Raw genomic sequence first — 23,819 nt, forward strand, 5'->3', positions numbered from 1 at the left:
AGAATCGCGCAGCCATCCCTCAATTTCTCTCCGAGATAAGGTTTCGCGCAAGTTGCGCATATGGCAGGATGGACACTGTAGAAGCACCATCAACACGGAGGCATCAATGAGCTCCCCCTGGACCTCTCCCGATCCGTCCGCCCCCTACCAGGGATGGACGCCGCAGCCCGAGTCCGGCGCACCGACGCCCCAGCAGGGCTACGGCGCACAGCCAGGCTACGGCGCACAGCAGGGATACACGGCCCCCCAGCCCACCCAGGGCTACGGCGCACAGCAGGGATACACGGCCCCCCAGCCCACCCAGGGATACGGAGCCCAGCAGGGCTACGCCGCGCCCCAGGCCCCCGCCTACGGCGCACAGCCCGCTTATGGTGCACAGCCTGGCTACAACGCCCAGCCCGGGGCATCCGGCTACTCCACCACCAACCGGTGGGGGTGGCAGTCCAAGCCCGGCATCATCCCCCTGCGCCCTCTCACGATCGGCGACCTGTTCAGCGGCGCCTTCGAGGCGATCCGTTCGAACCCGAAGGTTCTCTTCGGCTTCACCGTCGTCATCATGCTGCTCGTGTCGCTCATTGCCAGTGTGTCGATCCTGCTCTCGGGCCTCGGATACGAGTCCGTCGCCAATACTGACTACGATCCCCAGGCACTCCATCAATCGATGACGGATCGCACCAACGTTCTCCTCCTGAGAATGATTTCGAACATGGTGCAATGGATCGCCACGTTCGCGGGCACGACCATCCTCACGGGCCTGCTGGCCTCGACTGTCTCACAGATGACGGTCGGTAGGAATCTGACGTTGAGCGAGGCGTGGGCGATGACGCGCAAGCGACTCGGATCGCTCCTTGGCTCTTTCGCATTGACCGCGGTCATCACGGGGGTCCCCATCATCCTCTGGATCGTCGCCGTCTTCGCCTCGCTCGCCGCGCTGATGGGTGGCAACGATGATTTGTGGTGGCTCGTGCTTGTCGCCTTCGCTGCTATTATCCCCATCTTTATCCTCGTGTATTTCTTCCAGATCAAGCTGCTGTTCGCTCCGATATGCGCGGTGCTGGAGGAGATCGGTCCCGTCGCTTCGCTGAAGCGTTCCTGGTCGCTCGTCAAGGGTGAGTTCTGGCCGACTCTCGGCCGCTTCCTGCTGCTGAACCTCGCCGTCAGCTTCATCGGCGGATTCATTGGATTCGTCATCGGCCTCATCGGCGGCCTGGTATCCGTCGCGGCGACGTCCGACCCCTCAAGCCCGGTCGGCTCTGCCATCGCCATATTCTTCGTTATGCTCGGCTCCTCGCTGTTGCTGCCTTTCTCTGCATCGTTCGAGACGCTCATGTACACGGATCTGCGTATCCGTAAGGAGAACTTCGCCTCGGTCCTGGCTCAGGCAGGCGCTCAGCAGCAGTGATCGGCCTGCTCTCCTGCGATGCTCCGCTGACCCCCGATGAGGGGGAGGCGCACGAGTGGATCGTTGAGGAACTCTCTCACGGCGAGTACGCCAATGTTCCCAACCCCATCGCGCGCTGGGTTGCGTCGCTCATTGACTGGTTCTGGGAGGCCCTGTCGTGGAAGGGGCAGGGCGCTCCCCCGGTCTCCCTGATCTTTATGATCGTGGGAATTATCGCGGTTGCCGCAATCCTCATTGCGCTCATCCTCAACCCGATCCGCCTCGCCAAGCGCGTCTCTCGCACCGTGTTCGAGGAGGAGGCAAGCGAAACGGAGGCCCAGGCCTCGTTCGACGAGGCCGTGGCAGCCCAGGACTGGGACCTGGCCTACGTGTGGGCGTACCGTCTCATGGTTTTGGGCCTCGATGCTCAAGATGTCGTGACGTCCACGCCCGGCTTGACGGCGCGCGAGGCGGCGCAGGCGGCAACGCGAGTCGCGCCCATGTTCGGCCCCCAGCTCGATCAGTTTGCACAGGCCTTTGACCAGGTGCGCTACGGCCGCTCCGGCGTTTCATCCGATCAGGTTGAGGCGTTGCGCCGCTTCACCCCGGACCTCCTGCGCGCGTGCCGCGATGCGGAGGTGGCGTCGTGAAAGCCAGACAGGTCGCTGTCGTCACTCCGACGGCCCGCGAGCGCTTCGCCGCAGCACGCCCGATGATCATCATCGTCGTATTCTCGCTGCTGTTAGCTATCGCGGCGTCCATCCTGCCCAAGGCTGGGTACAACAACGCCCCCGTCGGTATTCGGAATAAGGAGGGCGATGGGGCGCGCGCCCTCGCCCAGGTGCTGGGCGACCACGGCATTTCCGTGCGTGATGTGAACGCGCAGCAGGCCGCGTCGGTCGACGAGAATACAACTCTCGTCGTTGTTTTCCCGTCGCGTATGACCGATGAGATGGCGAAGGCTATCGAGACGCGCACGAACGTCGTCTACGTGGGCCTCGAGGAGGATCAAGGATCCTACTCCGTCTACCTTCAGGGCTTGCGTTCCAGTCGCACATACAGCAGCAAGACGTGGCTCACCCCCGGCTGCACGTCCGACATTGCGGGCCGCACCCAGCATCTGCAGGCCTCGGACTACGTACTGTCCGGCTCGGCCGACGGATGGAATCTGTGCTTCTCCGACGACGGCAGGAACTACGCGTACGCCGAGCGCTCCGACTCTGGCCGATTCCGCGCTCTGATCCCCGACTCCCTGCGCCTGCGCAACCGCGCGATCTCCGAGGGAGGAAATGCCGCGCTGGCAATCAATACGATCGGCCGGACCCCGAAGGTCGCCTGGTATTCGCCGACGCGCACCGATACTCCGACGGGCACGTCGACGCAGGAGCTGCTCACCTCCCCGTACCTCATGCCCGCGTTCCTCATGGTCATCGCCGCCTGCCTGCTGGCTGGCCTCGCGCGCGGTCGCAGGCTCGGCCCCCTCACCTCCGAACGTCTCCCCATCGAGGTCCCGGCCTCCGAGACGCTTATCGGCAAGGCCCGCCTCATGCGTTCCCAGCGCGCCTACGAGCACGCCGCGCAGGCACTGCGCAGCTCCACGGCCTCGCGCATCGCGACCGCCCTGGGCGTTGCGCACACCGCCGACCGGGAAGCCCTCACTCACGCGATGGAACAGCGAGGCCTGCCCGCCTCGCGCTGCTCCGCCCTCCTGTGGGGTCCGCCCCCAACCTCCGAAAAGGCGCTCATCCACCTCGCCAATGACCTCGACGCTCTCGAAAAGGAGATTCGCCATGACTAGCCCGATCCCCGGCCCCGCGCCCGAGGGCATGCCCCAGCCCGGCCCCATCCCCGCCGCGCCGCCGAACGGCTACGCTCCGCAGGGCGCGCCGGCCCCCTACGCGCCCCAGGTGCAGGTCGCCCCTCAGGACACCCGCGCCTCGTTCTCTGCGCCCACCGGCGAGGGGTGGTCGGGCCGCGCGCTCGATGAGACCGAGAAGCGTACCCAGGAGGCGCTCCTTGCCCTGAAGGCAGAGATCGGCAAGGCGGTCGTCGGCCAGGACGCCGCAATCAGCGGCCTCATCGTCGCTCTTGTCGCGGGCGGTCACGCGCTCCTCGAAGGCGTGCCCGGCGTTGCCAAGACGCTGCTCGTACGCACCCTGTCGCGCGCCCTCGACGTGGACATGGCGCGTATCCAGTTCACCCCCGACCTCATGCCCGCCGATATCACGGGCTCGATGGTGTGGGACGCCGGACAGTCCGAGTTCATCTTCCGTGAGGGCCCCGTCTTCACGAACCTACTGCTCGCGGACGAGATCAACCGTACGCCTCCGAAGACCCAGTCCGCCCTCCTCGAGTCGATGGAAGAGCACACCGTCTCGATCGACGGCGAGACCCGCCAGCTCCCCGATCCGTTCATGGTGATCGCGACGCAGAACCCCGTTGAGTACGAGGGCACCTACCCGCTGCCCGAGGCCCAGCTGGACCGTTTCCTACTCAAGCTAGAGCTGCCGCTGCCGTCGCGTGAGGCCGAGATCGACATCATCGCGCGTCACCAGGCGGGCTTCAGTCCGATGGCGCTGGCCGAGGCCGGCATCCGCCCGGTCGCCAGCGCAGCCGACATTCAGGCTGCCCACGCGGTCGCATCCCGCATCGAGGTCTCACCGGCAGTCATGGCCTATCTCGTCGATCTGTGCCGCGCGACGCGCACCTCCCCCGCCGTGCGTCTGGGCGTATCCCCCCGAGGCGCGACCGCACTACTGCGCACCTCGCGCGTGTGGGCGTTCCTCCAGGGCCGCGGCTTCGTCACCCCCGACGACGTCAAGACGATGGCTCCCGTGACGCTTGCACACCGACTAGGTCTGCGCGCCGAGGCCAACCTTGAGGGCGTTACCGCCACGGACGTCGTCGCCGGCGTCCTCGCGGCTACCCCCGTGCCCCGCTGAGGCCCCCGTGGCGATTTCGGCGCGTAGCGCGCTCCTTGTACTGGTCGGGCTCATCCCCCTCGCCTTCGCCCCGTCTCGCGCTCTCGCGTGGGCGTGGTGTGGCCTCGTCGTGGCCGTGTGCCTCCTCGATGCCTTTGCCGCGCCCTCCCCGCGCACCCTGCGTCTCAGCCGTGACGTGACCGGGCCGATTCGTGCTGACCAGACCACCGAGTCTCGCCTGCAACTGACGAACACGACGAAGCGCCACATGAACCTGGATGTGCGCGACGCGTGGCCTCCTTCGCTCAACCCATCGCCGGTGCGCCAGCGAGTGCAACTGCGCCCGGGCACCTCCGAGCGTGTCTCTACCGTGCTCGCCCCGACCCGGCGCGGCACCCGCGAGGCCGACGTCATCACCATTCGCTCGTGGGGTCCCCTGCACCTGGGCGCGCGCCAGGTGAGTCTGTCCGCTCCCCTCGCCCTGTCGGTCCTCCCCGAGTTCAAAGCGCGCGTCCTGCTGCCCTCGCGCCTGGCGCGTCTCCACGAGCTCGAAGGAACCACTCCGACGACGCTGCGCGGCGCGGGAACCGAGTTCGACTCCCTGCGCTCCTACGTCGTGGGCGACGATCCTCGCGACATCGACTGGCGTGCTTCCGCTCGTTCGACGGAACTGATGGTGCGGCAGTGGAGGCCCGAACGCGACCGCCACGTCGTGATCGTCGTGGACTGCGGGCGTGCCTCCTCGGCTCTGCTCGGAGCCCCCGAGCACGAAGAGGTCGACTCGATCGCGCTGGGACGCGCCCCGCGCCTCGATTCCTCTATCGAGACTGCCCTGCTTCTCGCTGCCCTGGCTGACCGAGCGGGCGACAAGGTGCACCTCATCGTCCTCGACTCGGCTGTCCGCGCACGCGTCTCGGGCGTGCGCGGAGCTAAGGTCATCGAGACCCTGGCCCACACGTTTACGGATATTTCACCCCGCCTGGACGTCACCGACTGGTCGGAGATGGTCAGCACGGTCGAGCAGACCGTACATCATTCCGCATTCGTCGTTATCGCAACGAAGATTCCACCGGCCGGCATGGAAACCGAGTTCACCGATGCGCTGGCGCGCTTAAGCGACCGCCACACGGTGCTGGTTGCATCGGCGACCGATCCGGATGAAATCCGAGCGCGGGCAGGACGCGAGGACGCCGAGCAGGTATTCCTTGCTGCCTCCGCCTCCCTCGCCGAACGGTCCGACGAGGCGGGAGCCACCGACGCTCGCCTGGCCGGCGCGCTCACCGTGCGCGCCTCGGCGGGTCTGCTTCCCGCTCGGACCGCGGACCGCTACATCGAGCTCAAGAAGAGCGGCCGACTCTGAGCCGCGCCTGCTTCGCGCGCGCATTGACGCCACGTGAGCGACTCACCCCGAGACAGGCTGGTAGTAGCCTGCGTCAGTGCCGACATCGGCGCTGGCGCCCGCCTGGTGCGCGCGCCGCCCGAGGATGAGGATGTATACCCACACGGCGGCCGTCATGAGGGCACCGAGGGTGATCTTGACGGCGTCAGGCAGGTCGGAGGGCGTCACGAAGCCCTCCAGGACGCCGGATCCGGCCAGGAGAATGGCACAGCCCGCCGCGACCGTCATCGCGCTACGAGCCGCCTGTCCGACAGCCTGGAAGCGCGTCATCGGACCGGGCACGAGCAACGACCAGAAGACCCGCAGGCCCGCCGCAATCGAGATGAAGACGGCAGTCAGCTCGGGAAGACCGTGCGGCAGGATGAAACGGAAGAAGTGCCAGACTCCGCCGTAGCTGAAGACGACGGCCGTTGACGTGCCGATGCTCGTGGCGTTCTCCCACAGGATCTTCAGCGGGTAAACTCCCGTAATCCCCGTGGCCACGCCCACCAGGGCGATCCAGGCATTATTAGCCCACACGGACAGGCCAAACTCCGCGTTCGTGTCCTGGTGGTAGTACTCAACGAACGCGCTCTGCGCATAGTACTTCAGCTGCTCGGGGGTACCCAGCTCGTTCATGACATCCGGGTGACTCATCAGGTAGTGCGCTTGGACGCCGGCGATGGCAATGAACGCTGCCATCACGGCCAGGATCACCCAACGGATCCGATAGAGCGTGAGCGGTAGGGACACCGTGAAGAAACGCGCGATAACGGCTCCGGAGAGGCCGCCGGTGCCCGCGAGACGCCCGCGCGCGGCGGACAGGATGCGCGACAGCTCGGCGATCACCTCGGGATCGGGGTTGAGCGTGCGAACGCGCGCCAGATCCGTCGTGGTCGAACGGTAGAGACGGTCGAATTCGTCGATCTCGTCGCCCGACAGCGAGCGCTGGCGCGTCAGCTGTTCCAGCCGTTTCCATTCCGTTTCGCCACTTACCCGCAGCACATCAATGTCCATTGGACTAGCGTGTCATATATGAGCACGCAACGCAGTCAATCGAGCGCCATTCAAGACGACTTTGTGCGCACGGGCGAGGCAGTCACCCTGGACGTGACGCCGGCCTCGCCTCCGGAGCGCTTCGCCGCCGCAGTTATGGATGCGACGACGTACTTGATGTGCACGGTCGTGCTGCTTGTCATGGCTGTCAGGTTCACCTTGCCGTCCCCGTCGATCCAGCGCGTGATCATCATCGGCTTCTTGTCGACGACAATGTTTTTCCTGCCGCTGGTGGTCGAGATTGCGACCCGTGGGCGCTCGTTTGGGAAGTGGGCATTTAACCTGCGGGTCGTGCGCGACGACGGCGGTGCGATCACTGCTCGCCATAGCGCAGTGCGCGTCTCGACAGGCATTCTGGAGAACTGGGCGACCTTTGGTGGCCTGGCTGCACTCGCGGAGCTCATGAGCTCAAAAGGCAAGCGCCTGGGCGATCTGGCGGCCGGGACGATGGTGTGTTCACAGGGCACGTCCGTGTTCTACCCGCCGCTCGTACTGCCGCCGGGCCTCGAAGACTGGGCGCGCACCGCGACGATCCTCCCCCTCGACGATGCCCTCGTCGCCGAGGCTCGTGCCTTCCTGCAGTCGAATCGCTCGTTGAAGACGGACGTTCGAGGACAGGTCGCAGTCTCACTCGCACAGCGCCTGTCGCGTCGCGTGCAGACTCCCCTCCCCGATGGCCTCCACCCGGAGGTTGTGATTGCGGCCGTGCTGGTGGCCCGCAGGGATCGCGAGTGGGGTCGGGAGGCTGAGCGCCGCTCGCGAGGCCAGACTCGTTTCCACGAGGCGACGCAGGCTCGTTTCGGCCTCTAGCCCCTAGTCGTGTCCTCGGTGTCCGTGCCGTCGACAACGGTGAACTGGGCGCGGCGTCGCGCGTACGGGCTCGACGGATCGAGCGGGCTCGAGGTGTCAGGGGTCCCCACGGAACGCGCGGGCCCGAACGGTCCGGTGGTCGGCTTGCGGGTCTCCTGAGGCGGCGCCGGGGCCGCCTGCGCCTCCTGGGCAACCCTGCGCACAGCATCGACGAGCGCCGCGAGGTCATCTCCCGAGGGCGGCGCGGGTTCGAAGGTGGTTGCCAAACGCACGACCTGCCAGCCAAGCGGCGCGGTGAGGTTGTGCGCGTGTTCGTCGCACAGGTCGTAAGAGTTAGGGTCGGCGACAGTCGCGAGGGGGCCGACAACGACCGTCGAGTCGCGGTAGTCGTAGGTCAGAGTGGCGACGGCGACCGCGGAGCAGCCGGGCTTGGAGCAGTGGCGTTGGGCAATCACGCCCCTAAGAGTACGACACTCTGTGCCCGTATCGCCCGCTTCGGCGCGCCATACGCCTACCCTGAGGGGGTGTTTTCTACGCGCCGCCATGTCTCGAGTCGTGACCGCCACGGTCGCGGTCCGCGCGGTCCCCTGTTTTTCCCGGGGACTCCGGCGTGGAGGACGCGGCGTGAGGACTTCGATCTGATGGTCGGCGAACTCGTCACCGAGCTCATTCGTCGATGGCCGCAGGTGGCCACGATCGAGTTTGCGGTCGAGGATGTCCCCCCGTCGAACCCTGCTCCCTGGGAGTCTCACAACGTCGTCGTCGCGCGTATTTTCCCGGCGGATCGGCGTCGCGGTCTGCACGATCGTATCGTCGTCTATCGCCTGCCGATCACGCTGCGGTGCGCCCCGGAGGAGGTCGCTGTTATGACGCGCAGGGTATTGATCGAGCGCATCAGCCACATCCTGGCGTTGCCGCCGGACGAGATCGACGACGCGATGCGCTGAGCGGCGCTTCAGTTGGTGGTGCGGATGGTGCCGCTGACGGCGCTGATGCCTTCCGTGCCCACGTTCCACGTCGTGGTCATGCGACCCACAGCCGTGTCCGCGGAGACGACGATAGCCGCCTGGATCGGAGAGTCCGCGCTGAGGGTTCCACCGTTGTCAGGCAGATCCACGAGGGTGGGGATCCCGGGTGCAACGTAGATGGTGCGCCCGCCCACGCGCACCATGACCGCTCCGGGTGTGGAAGCAGACGTTCCGCTCGACTGTGGGTCCTGATCGGCGCCGGACTGGCTTGTCCCGGACTGCCCGCCACTCGGCGAGGGCGAGGCCCAGATGTCAGGGGTTGCACTCGGGCTGGGGGCATCCGATGTGGCGACGCCTTGATCGTTCGACGAGGCCGGAGCGTCCGCGGGTGCGTAGAGCAGGAGGCTCGCGCGTACGTTGGTGACGCCCGAATTGGTGGCCAGGGAGGTGGCACGGATCGGCGTCGTGGAGAGGACCTGGCGTCCCATGCCCTCAATCTGGGTGGCGCCAGGAATAGTCGCCTCAGTCAGGGCTGTGGCGGGAGTCGCGTTGGACCGCATGATCCAGGCACTCGCTCGCTGCGCCCACGGCGCACCGAGGGTGATTGTCGTCGTCTGAGCCACGACCTCACGATCGGAGGTCACGATGAGCGTGATCAGACTGGAGTCGCTGGATGCGCCGTCAAGGGGCATGTCGAGGGTGGTGCCTTCGGCGACCGCCGCCTCGCCTCCAGCCAGGGGGTGCACGCCAGTCGAATCGGCGACGGAGACGCTCACGTGGGCCTCTCCCGACGGCGAAGCGAGGCGGAGCAGGGAGGTTCCCTTCGGGTCCACGCCGAGGATGGTCTGCGTGGTTGCGGGCACGACCGCGGAAGCCAGGGTGGTACCCTGCGGGATTTCACCGTTCATGAGGGAGGCCTGCGTCCAGGCGGCAACCCCTCCCCCGTCGGCGGTCACATGCACGGCCAGTGCGCTCTCGTCGGGGAACCATCCGGCGAGCAGCACCGAGGCCGAGGAACGCGCGGGGACTGTCACCTGACGTGGTGCTGCGTTGAGCGGCCCCGACGCGCCATACCCATCGATGCTGACGACCGATGCTGTGGGGCCGGGGTTGGACAGGATCAAGACCATGTCGGCACCCGCGGTGGTCGCACCGGTCGCGATCCACTGAGATGTACGAGCGGCCGCGCAGCCGACGGCGCTGAGGCCGGCGAGTTCACCGCCGCCCTGACCGGCGAGGGTGAGGGCCGTCGGGATGACACCGCCCTGCCCTGTGACGGAAGCGGGTGCGGGAGACACGGGAGCCGTCGCCAGCGACGACCAGGTGATACCCGCTGCGACGTTCGTGGTCTCAAAGGGGTCGACAATGCCAGAAGGGCAAGCGAGCTGGACCTGGGAGGGGTGTGCGCTCTGCGCAGTGCCTTCCACCACGGCAGGAGCAGATGACACCCACATGGACGCCGAGGCCACAACCGCCGCGGCTATCCCCGCTCCCATCAGTGTCGTCAGGGAGTTGGCTGGGCGCTTCGTCATCTCTTCCTCCACGCGGATAGGGCGCTTGCTGCGGCGACGACCAGGCACACGCCGGAGGCGATCCGCCAGGGGATGATCCACCACGCGCTGTAAGTGAGCGTCAGGTGCCCTGCGGTAGGCATCTCGAAGGCCTGAGACCATCCGTCGGCTACTTCAGTAGCGACCAAAGCGGTGCCGTCGACGGATGCGCGCCATCCGGAGTCGGCGCGCTCGGCGAGGATCAGGGTGCCGCTCGCATCAACGTCTCCGCTGACGCTCAGCTGGCTGCCGCCGACCGGGGTAGTCACGCCGGACCCCGATTCGACGCGGGCACGCGAAGGGGTCACGCCGCCCGGTCGCACGCGCCAGACGGTGCCCGAGTTCGTGTCGCCGACTTTCTCGAGGCCGGAGGCGCGGTCGAGTCCGGAGGTCAAGGCCTGGGATCCGCTGGCGCCGAGGGGCACCAGGATCGTATCGATATCGTGGGCGGCCAGGGTCGCCACGGTCGTGTCATCGGGGTAGACGACGAGCGTGTAGGCCGCCTGGGCAAGCGACGCGGTCGCGGGGTCTCGCAGGACTCCTTCCGCCGCGCCCGAGCGAGCACGAGCGAGGGCGAGGGCGCGCGTTGCCGGCGATCCATCAGTCAAGGAGGGGCCCGAGCCGCGCCAGAGGGACGCGTTCACCGTGCCGTTCGTAGGATCGCCGTCGAGGACGAGGATGCGGCCCACGCGCGTCGATCGCTGGGCCTGCGAGGCGACAGCGGAGACGATCGGCGAGGACATCGGGGAAACGGTCGAGCGCTGCGCGAGCGTGAAGGTCGGAGTGTCCGCTGCGTCGCCACGTGCGGCGAAGGCCGAGACGGCCACGCCTCCTCCTGCTCCGAGCAGAACGAGCGCGCTGAGGGCGCCGAGCGCACGTACGGTGAAGGGACGCGAGCCGTCCCATGCGGGACGCGAGGCCTCGGCCTCGTCTTCGTTGCCCGAACCAGATCGGGCGGCGAGCACGAGCAGGGCGCCGACAGACAGGGACAACGCGGGGCCGGTCCACGCGTGAGCGACGAACGCCCCGGAGATTCCCACGCCGATCTGCGAGGCAGCCCAACCGGCCGCTGCGGCCACGAGGGCTAGGCAGAAGGCGAGTGCAGCACAGCGAGTACGCAGGCGCAGGAGAGCAATGCCCGCGGCGGCAATTATGCCGGCACCGATAGTGCCCAGAGCAATGGCCTCGAGCGGCGTTGACGGTGCGGCAGGCATGCCAAGCATCGCCATCCACGAATCGGCGCGCGTGTAGGCGTGCACTCCCCCGCTCGTCGAGGCGAACGCCGGCCATGCCGAAGGGTGCACCGCGATCGAGACGTAGGTGGGCACGAGGAGGACGATGGCGGGCAGTGCCACGAGGAGGGAACGACGCGAACGCCACGCCAGAACACCCGCACCCAGCGGGAGCGTCCAGGGAGCGCAGCAGCATAGGACGACGAGGGCAAGAACGGCGCATCCGCCGTTGATTCCTCGCGGACGCAGCGGGGCCTCATCGACGCCACCGGCACCAGCTACCAGCAGAGGCTTCGGCTGGCCCAAGCAGTATGCGGCAAAGACCGGCAGGGCCGCGTGCGCGAGGGTCGCTGCGAGAACGCCGTGCGTGGCGCTCATAAGCAGAGAGGGTGCGACAGACCATGCGAGCGATACGAGGAAGCGGACGCGCAGCGACGAGGCGAGCACTCGTGAAGGAATCCAGGCCATCATCGCTGCAAGCGGAGTCGACGTGACAAGCAGGAAGGTGGCGAGAGCTCCCGGGGTGATGCCCGCGGGTGCAAACGGAGCGCTGAGAATCGCCATGAGGATCGTCAGCGGATCAGCCCCGCCGGCGTACCCGTCTCCGCCCGGTATCCACGCGGACCACGCGGCTGCCCACAGCTCGGACCACGAGGAAGGCAGGGACACCCAGGCCCCGCCGACGAGGCCAGCCCCCGTCCCCCACCACTGCATGAGTGCCAGGGCGGCAGTGAGGATGAGGAGCCCCACGGCAGTCGATGCCGAGCGGAATCGGTAGCGTCGCATCGAGGCAATGATGAGCGGATCGATCCGCTCTCCATGCTCATCTTCGTCCACGCCTGCGGGTTCCTTGCGCAGCAGGGCGGGAGCCGTCTCAAGCGCGCGGAGGGTCGAGCGGGGAACGCGACGCGACTGAGCTGCGCGCGCACGCCCCGCCAGCAGGCGCGGGGTCGCGCCGATCAGGGACAAGAGGGCGCCGATTTCGGGCAGAGCCAGGGAGGCCCGGCCCGTCAGAATGCGTCCGAGGGCGCGGGCGGGGCTCCACACGAGGAGCCACAGCGCCAGGAACGGCAGGATGAGGGCGGGCACCGCCTTGCACCAGTTGTACATCTGGGCGTAGCGGCGCTTGCGGAACGATCCATCGGTCGCGTCGTTGCCATCGACGACGGCATCGGAGACATCCCCCGTCGGTTCGCTGTGGTCCGTGTCCGAAGCGCCATCGAGGCCGGAGTAGAGGGAGACGCGGGCGTGACGCACGCGCGCCTTGGGGGCTACGATCACGCGATACCCGGCCAGGTGCAGGCGCCGCCCCAGGTCGAGGCCGTCACCGAAGGGACCGAGCGCGGGATCGAATCCGCCGACTGCCTCGTAGGCCTCGGCACTGATGAACAGACCGGCGGTACCGACGCCCAGGACGTCGCTCGTGCCATCGTGCTGGCCCTGGTCAATGTCGTCATCACCGATACGCTCAAGTCGGCGGGCACTGGCCGTGGCAAAGATGCCGAGTTCAAGGAGACGGCTGTCATCCCAGCTCATCTGCTTGACGCCGACAGCTCCGACGATCTTACCGACGGCGGCGGCCTGGATCAGCTCGTCGAGACACTCGGGTTCGGGGGCACTGTCCTCGTGCAGGATCCACCACCACTGCTCCGACGTAAAGCGGGCACCCTGTGCGTGAGCACGACGAATCGCGTCGCCGAGGTTGCGGGCGCGGCCGACGCGCACGAGTTCGGCACCGTCGGGAACTCGGTCAGCGGGGAAAGGAGTGACGTGTCGGCCTGCGACATCAATGATGGTCAACGAATGCGGGGCCACCGATTGATTCTCAATGGCCCGCAAAACGGACTGGGTCAGCGGCGCTTCTCCCCTTGTAACAAGGATCGCACCCACGGAGCGCTGCGTCGGACTCAACCGGCCATACGGCGCAGGCGCCGCCTCTCGCGCTCGGACATGCCGCCCCAAATACCAAAGCGCTCGTCGTTAGCCAGCGCATATTCCAGGCATTCTTCGCGCACCTGGCAGGCCTGACAAACGGCCTTAGCATCGCGAGTGGAGCCACCCTTTTCCGGGAAAAACGCCTCCGGATCCGTCTGCGCGCACAGAGCGTGCTGCTGCCACGCAAGGGGGCCGTCAATGCGGGCATACTGCGTCGCGTCGGCGTCCTCGGACCACTCCAGAGGTCCGTCACCGAAGATGTTCCACATTGCGGGAGCTCCTTATAACGAATCGATCAATACGAAAATTACACGCGTGTCGTTGTCGGAAGTCAAGCCGTTTCGCGATATTGAGACCTTTCCCGTAGCACTTGACCCAACGGTAAAACAATGCCATATTTCAAGGACTTCACAGTTACTAAGTATTTGGGTCACCCGAGACCTTCGATATACTTGAAACCATGAACAATAAGTCCTTAGAAACTATGAGCAGGCTCACTCACTGTATCACAGCAATTAACGGATGGTCAGGTCCAGCACTCACCCAATATGGCCAGGAGCGGGTTGAACTGGGAGGACCCGTGGTCAGCCGGTGGTTAGCAAAGATCGCAAACTACCTGACAAACGAACTTGCGGCCGATCTGTTCGGCACGGGCGAAGCGACACCGACTCGCATCTACATCTACACGACTCTTCAGCCCTGGCAGGACGCACTTTGGCAGATCGCAGCGCGGGCGATGGGGTGGGAGGTTCTCGATACGCGACGTCCCCTCCCCGGAGACCTTTTCGTCACGAATATTCTCGGTTCCGAAGCATCCGACGCGCTGGACGCCGGGGCGCACGTTCTCGCCCAGCCCGCGCAGTACCTCTCCTTCGCGTGGGATGGTCCCCTGGACGGAGCTCTCGACGGCCTCGCGGAAATCGCCATGCAGCCGGATGCCCTCGTTGTCGACACTCCCCCGCTGCTCGTCCAAGCCCGAGACGAGGCACTGGCTGGGACCCGCCCGTCGGCGCCGGCTCAGGGTCGCCGCGTCGCGCTGCTGTGGGACGCGCGTACGGGTGCGGGCCAGGTGCTGGATCAGTGGATGCAGGGACGCTCCGTCCTCATCATCGACCCGAACGCCATCTCGCCGGACAGGCTGACGCAGATCCTGGCGACGGAGGATGCGGACGGCGGGCTCGTCACCTATCAGAGGTAGAAGGTCACCACACGCCGAGGACTCGCGCAGCGGCGAGCTTGAGGCCCTCCATGCGGTCACGGCGGATCTGACGCCAGCGTAGAGCGAAGCGCAGCCTCGAGGCGATGCCTTGCCCCTCGAGCTCGCCCAGGATGGCGCGCAGCTGGCGAGCGCGGCGCTCGTCGAACGTGCCGACCTTCTGGGCGGTACGGGCAGTCAGAATGAACTGGTTACGATAAAAACCGTTCCGCAGCTTGGCCATGCGGGCGTCACGCGCCCCGGAGCCGGAGTTCGCGCCCTGCACATTGCCGCCGTGCTGACGATACTCAAGTGTCGGTTCCTCGCCGATTACCCAGGTGAGGCCGATTGATCGGGCCAGCGCGTACACATACCAGTCGTGCACGCCGATCTCGCTGTAGTCGAGGCCTTCCAACACCTGCACGAGGGCCTCGTGGCCCTTCGGACTGAAGACGTAGGTGGAGCCGGGTCCCGCGGCTTCGAAGAGAAAGTCCCAGGCCCGCTGAGGCTGCGACTTGCGAATGAGGCGGCGCTCCCCCACCGCCCCGCCGGGCAGCCACTGGAAGGACGTCACGTTCGATGACACGACGTCAGCCCCACGATCGGCCATGAGGGCCAGCTGAGAACTCAGCTTATCCTCGTGCCACACGTCGTCCTGGTCTGTGAAGGCGACGTAGGAACCATCGGGGGCATGCGTCGTAAAAAGGTGCAGGAAGTTGCCCGTGACGCCGGGGGTACCGTCACGCTGGGGCAGAACCGTGATCCGAGGGTCGGCAGCGGCGCGCGCCTCCAGGTGTGCGCGCGTCCCGTCGCTCGACGCGTCGTCGGACACGACGAGATGGACGTCCACGCCCACCTGGGCGAGCACGGAGTCAACCTGTTCGTCGATCCACGCCCCGCCCTCGGCCATCCCGTTGTAGGTGGCCATGAGGACGGTGACTCGGGGGCAAAGCACGGCCTCGTCTCGGGTCACGCGATCCAAGGACTCAGTGTCCTTCGGCGGCGTACTTCGCCTCGACGGCTTCCTTGAGGGGAGCCCACCACGCCTCGTTCTCGGTGTACCAGGCGATCGTGTCGGCCAGGCCGTCGCGGAAGTTCGTGAACTGGGGCTCCCAGCCGAGCTCGGTGACCAGCTTGGAGTTGTCGATCGCGTAGCGCAGATCGTGGCCCGGACGATCGGTCACGTGATCGAAGTCGTCGGGGGCGTAGCCCATCAGCTCGTTGAGGATGGCGACGACGTCGCGGTTGTTCGTCTCGCCGTCCGCGCCGATCAGGTAGGTCTCGCCGATGCGGCCCTTCATGAGGATGTCCCACACGGCCGTGTTGTGGTCGCGCACGTGGATCCAGTCGCGCACGTTCAGGCCGTCGCCGTACAGGCGGGGGCGCACACCGCGCAGGCGGTTCGTGATCATGCGGGGGATGAACTTCTCGATGTGCTGGTAGGGGCCGTAGTTGTTCGAGCAGTTCGAGATTGTGGCCTCAACACCGAAGGAACGCACCCACGCGCGCACCAGGAGGTCCGAACCCGCCTTGGACGAGGAGTACGGCGAGGAGGGGTTGTAGGGCGTGGTGGGGGTGAACTTCGCGGGATCGTCCAGCTCGAGGTCACCGTAGACCTCGTCCGTGGAGATGTGGTGGAAGCGGACCTTGTGGCGGCGCACGGCCTCCAGCAGGGTGAAGGTGCCCACCAGGTTGGTCTGAATGAAGGGCGAGGGGTCGAGGAGGGAGTTGTCATTGTGCGACTCGGCGGCAAAGTGCACGACCGCGTCGGCACCGGCGACGACGCCATCCACGAGGTCGGCGTCGGCAATGTCTCCCTCGACAACGGTCAGGCGAGCGGCGAGCTCGGCGGGCACATCGGTCAGGGACGCACGGTTGCCCGCGTAGGTGAACTTATCCAGGACGACGACGTCGACGTCCGGGTGGTCCTCCAGCAGCGTGTGAACGAAATTCGCTCCAATGAAGCCGGCACCGCCGGTCACAACGATCTTCATGAGGTCTTCTCCTTTGCGCGCCCGGAGGCGTCCGAGGGTGCTACTCACCCGATTCCTGCCCCTATTATGCCGTAGTTCTCACGCATTCCACACCACTGACCTCCACCTACCCGTCGGATACGTCACTATTCGCCACGCTTGAGGTCCAGTGAGGGGCCGCAGCGCGCTGATAAATTGGACGTATCCCCCAACAGAAACGGACCTCTCGTGACTCGTCTCGTCCCCTCGCTCGCGCTGCTCACCCTGTGCGCCCTAGCCACGACCTCGTGCTCCGTGCTTGAGGACACCCAGAGCGTTCAGTCGACGCCCGCGGCCTCCGTTTCCCCAGGGGACCTCGGCCAGCCGTCCAGTTCCGCGATGCCGACCCTGCGCGCCGCCTCCCCTGGCTGCGCGGCGATGGATGAGATCTTCTCCGAAGCTCTCAACGGCTCCGAGACCGGCCAGGCTTACAGGTCGCTGGCTGCGAAGCGCTCAGGGGAAACCACCGCGGACGAGCGACACCGCGCGTGGGAGGCCTTCGCGGCCGCCTTCAAGAACGACTACTCCGACCGCCTCACCCAGGCAGCCACAGACGAAACCTCCAAGCAGGCCCTAGCGGCTCTCGCGGTCTACGTCGAGCGCAACGCGGCCCTCGACTCCGGCGCAATCCCCGAGTTCACCGATCAGCAGGGAGCCGAGGAGGCCCTCAAGCGCGGTGAAAACCCCGAGGTGAATCCCGCCTACACGCAGGCCCTCGCCGAGGCAACGAGTGCACACGGCACTCTGACGACCTGCATGCCTCACTGGCCCGTCGTTTTCTAGGCTCTGCGTGGCCTCGCGCCCGCCGGGCCACGCCCGGACTCGTGTACATTAGACGTACCTATCCCGGACAGATTGGCTCATTTCATGGCACGTGCGCTCATCGATCACCTCGCTCCCGCGCGGGATCGTTTCGTCTCTACCGCAGCGCGACCTCTGGCCTTCCTCATCCTGGCCTTGGGCATCCTCTCCGTGGCCACGGGCTGGATCTTCGCTTCTCCTCCGGGCTCTTCCCCGGACGATGACTACCACCTCGTCTCCACGTGGTGCCCGCGCCCCATCGAGTCCACGGGCTGCGACACGACCACGATCGACGGGGAGCTGTACGTGATGGCCCCCGTGACCACGTCCCACGCGCAGTGCGAGGCCTTCAGCCCCGACAAGTCGCACGCGTGCATCCATGACTACTCGGACGACACGATGTTCCCGTCGTACCGATACAACGACGGCCAGTACCCCTACGGCTTCTACCAGTTCCACCACCTGTTCGCGGGCCACAACGTGGAGCACTCGGTGTGGATCATGCGCTCGATCAACGTTGGCATTGCGATGGTGCTGATCGGCGCTGTCTGCGCGCTGTCAACCCACGAGGTGCGCCGCGCAACCGCGCTGGCCGCGCTCGTCGCATGGACGCCGATGGGCCTGTACTTCATCGCCTCCAACAACCCCTCCTCGTGGGCGATCACGGGTGTCTTCACCTACGGCGCAGCACTCTACGGCGCACTGAACGCACAGGGCTGGCGCCGCTGGACGCTCTTGGGCATGGCGGCCCTCGCCTCCCTCCTGTGCTATGGATCGCGTGGCGACGCGGCATTCTATGTATTCGTGGCGTCGCTCGGCATTCTCATCCTGGCTGCCTGCCGCCGCCACCTACCCGAGATTGGCATCGCGTCCGTCCTGAGCGTCATCGGCATCTGGTGCATGCTCGGCTCCGGCCAGTCCGGTCACATCGCCCAGTCCGAGGCCTCGGTGACCCTACGCGAGCGCATCGAGGTCGCGATCATGAACATCCGCTACCTGCCCGAGTACTTCGCCGGTTTCATCGGTTTGAACTCCGGCCCCGGCTGGCGAGACACTCCCCTGCCGGGTTACACGACGATCCTTGGCCTCCTCGTCCTGGGCGCGGTCCTCTTCTACGGGGCACGCACGATGAGCCTTCGCAAGATCCTAGCCGCCTTCGTCGTCTTCGGCGCGATGGCGGGCATCCCGCTGCTGATCGCGACCCCTCCGACCTTCCCCAACCTCGGCGGATACCACTCCCGCTACGCCCTGCCGCTACTGGGCACGTGGCTGCTCATCTGGCTCTCCTGCGCCATCAAGAAGTCTTCGATAACCCGTGGCCAGATCGTCATGTTCGTGTTTTTCCTGAGCGTCGTCGACGCGGTTGCGATGCACACGACGATCGCCCGCTACGTCCGAGGCCTGCTATCGATCCGCCACATGGGGTGGATCGCACCGGGTAACCTGAATGGTGACATCCAGTGGTGGTGGGCCGACATGCAGCTGAGCCCGATGGCCCTGTGGGGCCTAGCCTCCCTGGGATACGCACTTGCCCTGGCGAGCGCCATCTACCTGCTGCGTAACCGCCAGGTGGAGGCGCCCGCCTCGACCACTCCGACCAAAGAGGAAGAAACTGCATGAGCGCAACAGTCACCGTCGTCGTGCGCACGCGTAATCGCCCGGCGATGCTCACCCGTGCCCTCGCATCGATCGCTTCTCAGACCTTCAACGACTACGAGGTCGTCATCGTCAACGATGCCGGCGACGAGGCCGAGGTTCGTTCGATCGTCAAGAAGCAGAAGAGCGCCGTTCGTTCGAAGATCACGATCGTCACGAACGAGGTCTCGAAGGGCCGCGAGGCCGCGCTCGAGTCGGGCCTGTCCGCGTCGCACAACCGCTACTACGCGGTCCACGACGATGACGACTCCTGGCACCCTCACTTCCTGGAGAAGACGGTCGCCTACCTCGATGAGCATCCGGAGGCGGGCGGAGTCGCCTCCCGCTGCGAGATCGTCCGCGAGCGCGTGCGCGCCGACGGCACGTGCATCGAGATCGAGCGCGAGGTCCTGTCGACGGATAACTACGGCCTGTCCCTTGTGGACATGATGGTGGAGAACTACACGCCGCCGATCTCGCAGCTGATCCGCCGTGAGGTCGCCGACCGCGTGGGCCACTGGGACGGTTCCCTGCAGACACAGGCGGACTGGGACTTCAACCTGCGCCTGCTGGCGGACTCGCCAGTCGGCTTCATCGACGGGGAGCCGCTGGCCTACTGGCACCACCGCGACACGATGGATGCGTCCCTGGGCAACTCCGTCGTCACGGACGCGTACCTGCACAAGTGGGACAACCTGCATATCCGCGACCGCTACCTGCGTGCCATGCTGGCGACGGAGGATCCTTCATCCCCGCACCTGGGCCAGGCTCTGCTGTCGGCGGAGTACTACCGCCGGATGCGCGAGGAACTCGCGCGCGTAGATTCGGGCTTCCACTCCTCGCTCAACCTCGTGCACGTCGACATGCTGAACACGATGACGGCCTTGCACCAGCAGGTGCACGAGCTGCGCGGAGAGGTCAGCGCCCTGCGCGAGCATCTTGATGCCGGTTCGCCCCTGCGCCAGTCGCTGCGTCGCACGGCATCCCTGCCGAAGCGCATCGTGCATCGCCTGCTGGGGCGCTGAGTAACACCTGTCACGAAGGGGCGGGCCGGCCGTGGAACACCCACGACCGGCCTGCTTCCACTTCTCTCCTATGGCAGCGGGCGCACGACATCCGGCGTCATGCGCTCCCACCCGTATCCGGCGGTGATGTGCTGCATACGGGCGGGGCGTCCCATCCAGTCGGTGTGGACGACCATGTCGTCCCCCAGGTAGATGGCGACGTGCGTGACGGTGCCGCTCGTCGTGTAGAAGATGAGGTCGCCGCGCTGGCGCTGCGCAAGGGGCACGTGCTGGAAGCGCGGGTACGCGTAAAGTTCCTGCGACGTGCGGTAGGACGGCCACGCGTGCTTGATCACGTCGATGGGCTGGGGATCCAGGCCCGCAGCGTAGAGGGATTGGAGAACCAGGCCCGAGCAGTCAAATCCCTGGTCGTAGGGGCCTGCCCCTCCCCACGTGTAGGAGGAGCCGGTCTGGTTCCACGCGTACCCGATCATGGCCTCGACGCGCTCGGAGCGCGTGGCCGTCAGGGGCAGGGGCGTGGCCTGGTACTGGTCGACGGTCCACGGGTAGCCGGTGTCCATGGCATCCCAGGTGGCCTTGTCGACGACGCCGGTGACGGGTAGTCCCGCCCGCTGCTGGAAGTTCTTGACGGCGGCCACGAAGGGCGCGTCGACGGAGGCGAGCTTATTCGAGTGCCACAGGCCCAGGCGCACCCGTGCGATGCGTACCTTGGTGCCGTTCATCCCCCAGGTGAGCGTGTTGGTCGCGTCCCCGAGGCCCGTGATGTGGTCGGTGGGCTGCAGGTAGCCAGCCGGGGCCTCGTATCCGCGCCAAGCGCCCGAGGCGTCGAATTCGTAACGGCGGCCGTTCAGTTCCAGGGGCGCGGTGCGCATGACGCCGGTATCGGGGTCGAGGTAGTACCACTGGCCCCCGTCGCGCAGCCAGCCACCCATCTGCGCGCCGCTGGACGCGAAGAAGTGCCACCCGTCGGCAAGGCGCTCCCAGCCGGTGCGCATCGCGCCCGACGAGTCCAGGTAGTACCACGTGCCATCCACGCCGGTCATACCCGTACGCATGACGCCGCTGTTCGGGTCGAGGTAGTACCACTGGCCCCCATCGCGCAGCCAGCCACCAACGAGCGCTCCGGAGGGAGCCAGGAAGAACCAATCAGCACCATCACGCAGCCAGCCTGTGGCCATGTAGCCGCTGTCGTAGAAGAAGTAGCGCGCGCCCCCGATCCTCACCCACTGGGAGGCGGGGTAGGTGCCGTCGGCGCGCCGCCACCACCAGCCGACCGAGTCACGCATCCAGGTGCCCCGTCCGGTCTCGTCCTGCGCGCCCATTGTCGGGGGGTCGTCACTCTCCGACGAGGCCCGGGCCGCCCGATCCCCGTCGCTCGAGGCGGGGGCGGTGGGCTCGGGCACGTCCGTGGTCTCGGGGCTAGGCGAAGCCGACGGCGCGGCAAGCAAGGCGGACTGGGCAGCGGTGGAAGTGTCGGCTGCGGACTGTGGCGTAGCCTCATCCCCAGCGTCGGCGCGGGCCTGCGCGGGCAGGGCGATAAGCGCGAGGGTCAGGGCTACGGTGAGGACGCGCGCGAGCACGCGGCGGGCGAGCGTGAGCGTCGATGCCATGACAGTGCCTTGTCGCTGGAAAACAGTTCTCCTATAAGTGTAGGATGCTCCTCACACTGCGCGGGCACGTTTGAGCCACCAACTCCACAAAATGCCGGGGCCCGGCGGCATCACACCGCTGAGCACCGGCCTCGAACGCCGTTGCGTCCGTCAGTCCTCATTCTCGAGCGCGTCGGCCTGCTGGGCCTGCATGCGCGCGAGGTGCTCGTAGTCGGCGGCGCCGCGCCTGGGCACGTCGCGCATGGGGCGCGCGGGCGTCAGGTCCGTGAACGACGCTCCCAGGTTCACCAGGCCGCCGGACTCCATGCCCGGGCCGGGCAGGACGTCGAAGCGGCGCGCCTTTTGCAGGGCGTCAATGACGCTGGTCATGTCCTGGTTCTGGATGGCTGCGGAGATCGTGTACGCGCCCGGGTTGAAGGTCAGACGCGGAATGTCGATGTCGAGGTGACCGGTGCCCGGCTCGATCGAGGTCGGCACGTAGCAGGCGTCCATACCGTGCAGTCCCCACACGAAGACGCCTTCGCGGGTGTCGATGGAGGCGCCGAAAACCGGGGACTCGATACGCTCGTTCGCGCGGTAGTGCAGGCGCAGGCGCACGGGATCGCCCGGGTACACGAGCGACGTGGGCTGACCGGACGCGGACAGCAGTTCGATGCGCTCGATCATGGCCTCGCCGCTGCCGAAACGCGTGCCACCACCCTCGACCTCGACGGCGTGGTGAGCGACGTCGGAGTAGGTGTCGATAACCTCGGCTGCCGCACCCACGTCGACGAGCGTGCCGTGATCCAGCCACGCGGCCTGGTCACAGAAGGTACGCATCTGCTCGAGGCCGTGGGACACAACGACGACCGTGCGCCCCTGATCCTTAAGCTGGGCAAACTTGTCCATGCACTTGTTCTGGAATTCCATGTCGCCCACGGCCAGGACCTCGTCGACGAGGAGGATGTCCGGCTCCACATGGATGGACACGGAGAAGCCCAGGCGCACGTACATGCCCGACGAGTAGTTCTTCACCGGCTGATCGATGAAGCGCTCGACGCCGGAGAAGTCGATGATCGCATCCAGCTTGGAGTCGATCTCCTTCTTGCTCATGCCCAGGATCGCGCCGTTGAGGTAGATATTCTCGCGGCCCGACAGCTCGGGGTGGAAGCCGGAGCCGACCTCGAGCATGGCGGCCATGCGCCCCGTCGAGGAGATCGTTCCCCTGTCCGGGGTGAGGATCTTCGCGATGCACTTGAGCAGCGTCGACTTGCCCGAACCGTTGTGGCCGAGCAGGCCGAATGTCTTGCCCTGCGGGATCTCGAACGAGACGTCGTCGAGGGCCCAGAACTCCTCGAACTGAGCGCGCGAACGCTGCAGGAACGCGCCCTTGAGGGACTGGTTGCGGTTCTTGTAGATGCGGAAGCGCTTGGAGACGCCCTCCACCGAAATCGCGTTCGTCATCAGAGTTCCTCCACGATTCGTGCCGAGAAGCGGCGGAAGATCAGCGAGCCGAGGCCGAAGATGCCGAAGGCCCAGGCGGCGCAGCCGAGCCACACCTGCCAGGACGGCATCGCGAAGCCGTACAGCGTCGAGCGGTAGGCCTCGAGGAAGAGCTCGGCGGGGTTGAGACGGAAGATCGTGACGATCGGGAGGGGCTCGCCTCCCCAGGTCCATCCCTTGGCCGCCAGGTCGGTCTGGACCTTGTTGAGCATCGAGAGGGAGAAGACGACGCCGGAGGCGTACATCCAGATCTGATTGAAGATCTGCCACAGGTGCGAAATATCGCGGAAGTAGACCGAGGCAACCGACAGGATGAGGCCCATGCCGATCACGAAGAGCATCGCAAGCAGGGTAATGACGATAACGGCGGGAATCATGAGCAGCACGCCGGGGCCGCCGGCAATGCACATGATGAGGATGATGACGCCCAGCTCAAAGGCAAAGTCGTAGGCCAGCGCCAGGACCGAGGAGTAGATGAGGACCTGACGCGGGAAGTAGACCTTGGTGAGCAGGCCGGAGTTACCCACGAGGGAATCCATGCCGCGCTGGATGCCGCTCGACAGGAAGTTCCAGGCGATGACGCCCACGCCAATCCACAGCGCGAAGGAGGACAGGCCCGAGTTCACACCCTTGTCGGCCTCGCCGCGGAAGACGACGCCGAAGATCAGCGCGTACACAGCGATCGTGGCGATCGGGTTGATGAAGGACCACAGACGGCCGAGCGCGGTGCCCTTGAACTCCGAGGAGATCGAGCGCTGCGCCATGCGCACCGTCAGGTCAATGACCCGTTTCGTCTCAGACACGGCTACTCCCATCGCTTCTGTCGTG

General features: G+C 66.4%; 21 protein-coding genes. 11 read left to right on the forward strand and 10 right to left on the reverse strand.

Annotated features, from left to right (window positions below; genetic code table 11):
• The first annotated feature begins 106 nt into the window (after window positions 1–106).
• From FOC40_RS08570 to FOC40_RS08590, 5 genes are read left to right on the forward strand one after another with little or no spacing between them, the layout of a single operon-like run.
• On the forward strand, window positions 107–1,402 hold the full coding sequence (locus tag FOC40_RS08570) for a glycerophosphoryl diester phosphodiesterase membrane domain-containing protein (protein ID WP_003794587.1): 1,296 nt from the start codon (window positions 107–109) through the stop codon (window positions 1,400–1,402).
• Window positions 1,399–2,031, forward strand: a complete 633-nt coding sequence (locus tag FOC40_RS08575; protein WP_003794586.1) for a DUF4129 domain-containing protein — start codon at window positions 1,399–1,401, stop codon at window positions 2,029–2,031. Before FOC40_RS08570 ends, FOC40_RS08575 begins: the two co-directional genes overlap by 4 nt.
• A complete protein-coding gene (locus FOC40_RS08580) occupies window positions 2,028–3,179 on the forward strand; it encodes a DUF4350 domain-containing protein (RefSeq protein WP_039929264.1) in 1,152 nt (383 codons plus the stop codon). The genes FOC40_RS08575 and FOC40_RS08580 overlap by 4 nt, the downstream gene beginning before the upstream one ends.
• Complete coding sequence (locus FOC40_RS08585) at window positions 3,172–4,323, forward strand: AAA family ATPase (protein ID WP_003794582.1); 1,152 nt, start codon at window positions 3,172–3,174, stop codon at window positions 4,321–4,323. Before FOC40_RS08580 ends, FOC40_RS08585 begins: the two co-directional genes overlap by 8 nt.
• Window positions 4,324–4,330: 7 nt before the next feature.
• Entirely contained in the window at window positions 4,331–5,662 is a 1,332-nt protein-coding gene (locus FOC40_RS08590; protein ID WP_003794580.1) for a DUF58 domain-containing protein, read from the forward strand.
• Window positions 5,663–5,704: 42 nt separating this feature from the next.
• Here the strand turns inward: FOC40_RS08590 and FOC40_RS08595 are convergent, their stop codons facing one another.
• Window positions 5,705–6,697 (reverse strand): stage II sporulation protein M, encoded by a 993-nt coding sequence (locus FOC40_RS08595; protein ID WP_003794578.1) that lies wholly within the window; start codon window positions 6,695–6,697, stop codon window positions 5,705–5,707.
• 18 nt (window positions 6,698–6,715) lie between these two features.
• On the opposite strand from FOC40_RS08595, the gene FOC40_RS08600 reads away from it, so the two are divergent.
• The gene (locus FOC40_RS08600; RefSeq protein ID WP_003794577.1) at window positions 6,716–7,546 is read left to right on the forward strand and encodes an RDD family protein; all 831 of its coding nucleotides are present in this window, start codon (window positions 6,716–6,718) and stop codon (window positions 7,544–7,546) included.
• Here FOC40_RS08600 and FOC40_RS08605 read toward each other — a convergent pair.
• Window positions 7,543–8,001 (reverse strand): DUF3499 domain-containing protein, encoded by a 459-nt coding sequence (locus FOC40_RS08605; protein ID WP_003794574.1) that lies wholly within the window; start codon window positions 7,999–8,001, stop codon window positions 7,543–7,545. The two genes, FOC40_RS08600 and FOC40_RS08605, sit on opposite strands and share 4 nt — an antisense overlap.
• 186 nt (window positions 8,002–8,187) lie before the next feature.
• Here FOC40_RS08605 and FOC40_RS08610 point away from each other — a divergent pair, with 186 nt between their 5' ends.
• Entirely contained in the window at window positions 8,188–8,493 is a 306-nt protein-coding gene (locus FOC40_RS08610) for a metallopeptidase family protein (protein WP_003793306.1), read from the forward strand.
• An 8-nt stretch (window positions 8,494–8,501) separates the two neighbouring features.
• Here the strand turns inward: FOC40_RS08610 and FOC40_RS08615 are convergent, their stop codons facing one another.
• The 3 genes from FOC40_RS08615 to FOC40_RS08625 are packed head-to-tail and all read right to left on the reverse strand — an operon-like array spanning window position 8,502 to window position 13,500.
• The gene (locus tag FOC40_RS08615; protein WP_003794572.1) at window positions 8,502–10,046 is read right to left on the reverse strand and encodes a DUF5719 family protein; all 1,545 of its coding nucleotides are present in this window, start codon (window positions 10,044–10,046) and stop codon (window positions 8,502–8,504) included.
• On the reverse strand, window positions 10,043–13,207 hold the full coding sequence (locus FOC40_RS08620; protein WP_003794571.1) for a glycosyltransferase family 2 protein: 3,165 nt from the start codon (window positions 13,205–13,207) through the stop codon (window positions 10,043–10,045). Before FOC40_RS08620 ends, FOC40_RS08615 begins: the two co-directional genes overlap by 4 nt.
• Window positions 13,204–13,500: a WhiB family transcriptional regulator gene (locus FOC40_RS08625; RefSeq protein WP_003794568.1), complete on the reverse strand. Its 297-nt coding sequence runs from the start codon at window positions 13,498–13,500 to the stop codon at window positions 13,204–13,206. Before FOC40_RS08625 ends, FOC40_RS08620 begins: the two co-directional genes overlap by 4 nt.
• Before the next feature lie 311 nt (window positions 13,501–13,811).
• Between FOC40_RS08625 and FOC40_RS08630 the strand changes: the two genes are divergently transcribed.
• Window positions 13,812–14,429, forward strand: coding sequence for a hypothetical protein (locus FOC40_RS08630; protein WP_003794567.1), 618 nt, complete (start codon window positions 13,812–13,814; stop codon window positions 14,427–14,429).
• Between the two features lie 4 nt (window positions 14,430–14,433).
• On the opposite strand, the gene FOC40_RS08635 is transcribed toward FOC40_RS08630, so the two are convergent.
• Together FOC40_RS08635 and rfbB are read right to left on the reverse strand one after the other, a co-directional pair.
• The gene (locus FOC40_RS08635) at window positions 14,434–15,408 is read right to left on the reverse strand and encodes a glycosyltransferase (RefSeq protein WP_131240502.1); all 975 of its coding nucleotides are present in this window, start codon (window positions 15,406–15,408) and stop codon (window positions 14,434–14,436) included.
• Window positions 15,409–15,412: 4 nt separating this feature from the next.
• Window positions 15,413–16,420, reverse strand: coding sequence for a dTDP-glucose 4,6-dehydratase (gene rfbB, locus FOC40_RS08640; RefSeq protein ID WP_003794562.1), 1,008 nt, complete (start codon window positions 16,418–16,420; stop codon window positions 15,413–15,415).
• 207 nt (window positions 16,421–16,627) lie between these two features.
• Here rfbB and FOC40_RS08645 point away from each other — a divergent pair, with 207 nt between their 5' ends.
• The 3 genes from FOC40_RS08645 to FOC40_RS08655 all read left to right on the forward strand — a co-directional run bounded on the left by FOC40_RS08645 (window position 16,628) and on the right by FOC40_RS08655 (window position 19,899).
• Entirely contained in the window at window positions 16,628–17,221 is a 594-nt protein-coding gene (locus FOC40_RS08645; protein WP_003794558.1) for a hypothetical protein, read from the forward strand.
• 84 nt (window positions 17,222–17,305) lie between these two features.
• Entirely contained in the window at window positions 17,306–18,859 is a 1,554-nt protein-coding gene (locus FOC40_RS08650; protein WP_003794557.1) for a DUF2142 domain-containing protein, read from the forward strand.
• Window positions 18,856–19,899, forward strand: a complete 1,044-nt coding sequence (locus FOC40_RS08655) for a glycosyltransferase family 2 protein (protein ID WP_081445505.1) — start codon at window positions 18,856–18,858, stop codon at window positions 19,897–19,899. Before FOC40_RS08650 ends, FOC40_RS08655 begins: the two co-directional genes overlap by 4 nt.
• Window positions 19,900–19,967: 68 nt before the next feature.
• Here FOC40_RS08655 and FOC40_RS08660 read toward each other — a convergent pair whose 3' ends face one another.
• The 3 genes from FOC40_RS08660 to FOC40_RS08670 all read right to left on the reverse strand — a co-directional run bounded on the left by FOC40_RS08660 (window position 19,968) and on the right by FOC40_RS08670 (window position 23,794).
• Window positions 19,968–21,509, reverse strand: a complete 1,542-nt coding sequence (locus tag FOC40_RS08660; protein ID WP_003794551.1) for an NlpC/P60 family protein — start codon at window positions 21,507–21,509, stop codon at window positions 19,968–19,970.
• A gap of 150 nt (window positions 21,510–21,659) precedes the next feature.
• The gene (locus tag FOC40_RS08665; RefSeq protein ID WP_003794548.1) at window positions 21,660–22,952 is read right to left on the reverse strand and encodes an ABC transporter ATP-binding protein; all 1,293 of its coding nucleotides are present in this window, start codon (window positions 22,950–22,952) and stop codon (window positions 21,660–21,662) included.
• Window positions 22,952–23,794 carry an ABC transporter permease gene (locus FOC40_RS08670; RefSeq protein ID WP_081445504.1) on the reverse strand — a complete coding sequence of 281 codons (843 nt, stop codon included), beginning with the start codon at window positions 23,792–23,794 and terminating at the stop codon, window positions 22,952–22,954. The genes FOC40_RS08665 and FOC40_RS08670 overlap by 1 nt, the downstream gene beginning before the upstream one ends.
• Window positions 23,795–23,819 lie beyond the last annotated feature (25 nt).

This window comes from Schaalia odontolytica (assembly GCF_009730335.1).
GTDB lineage: Bacteria > Actinomycetota > Actinomycetes > Actinomycetales > Actinomycetaceae > Pauljensenia > Pauljensenia dentiphila.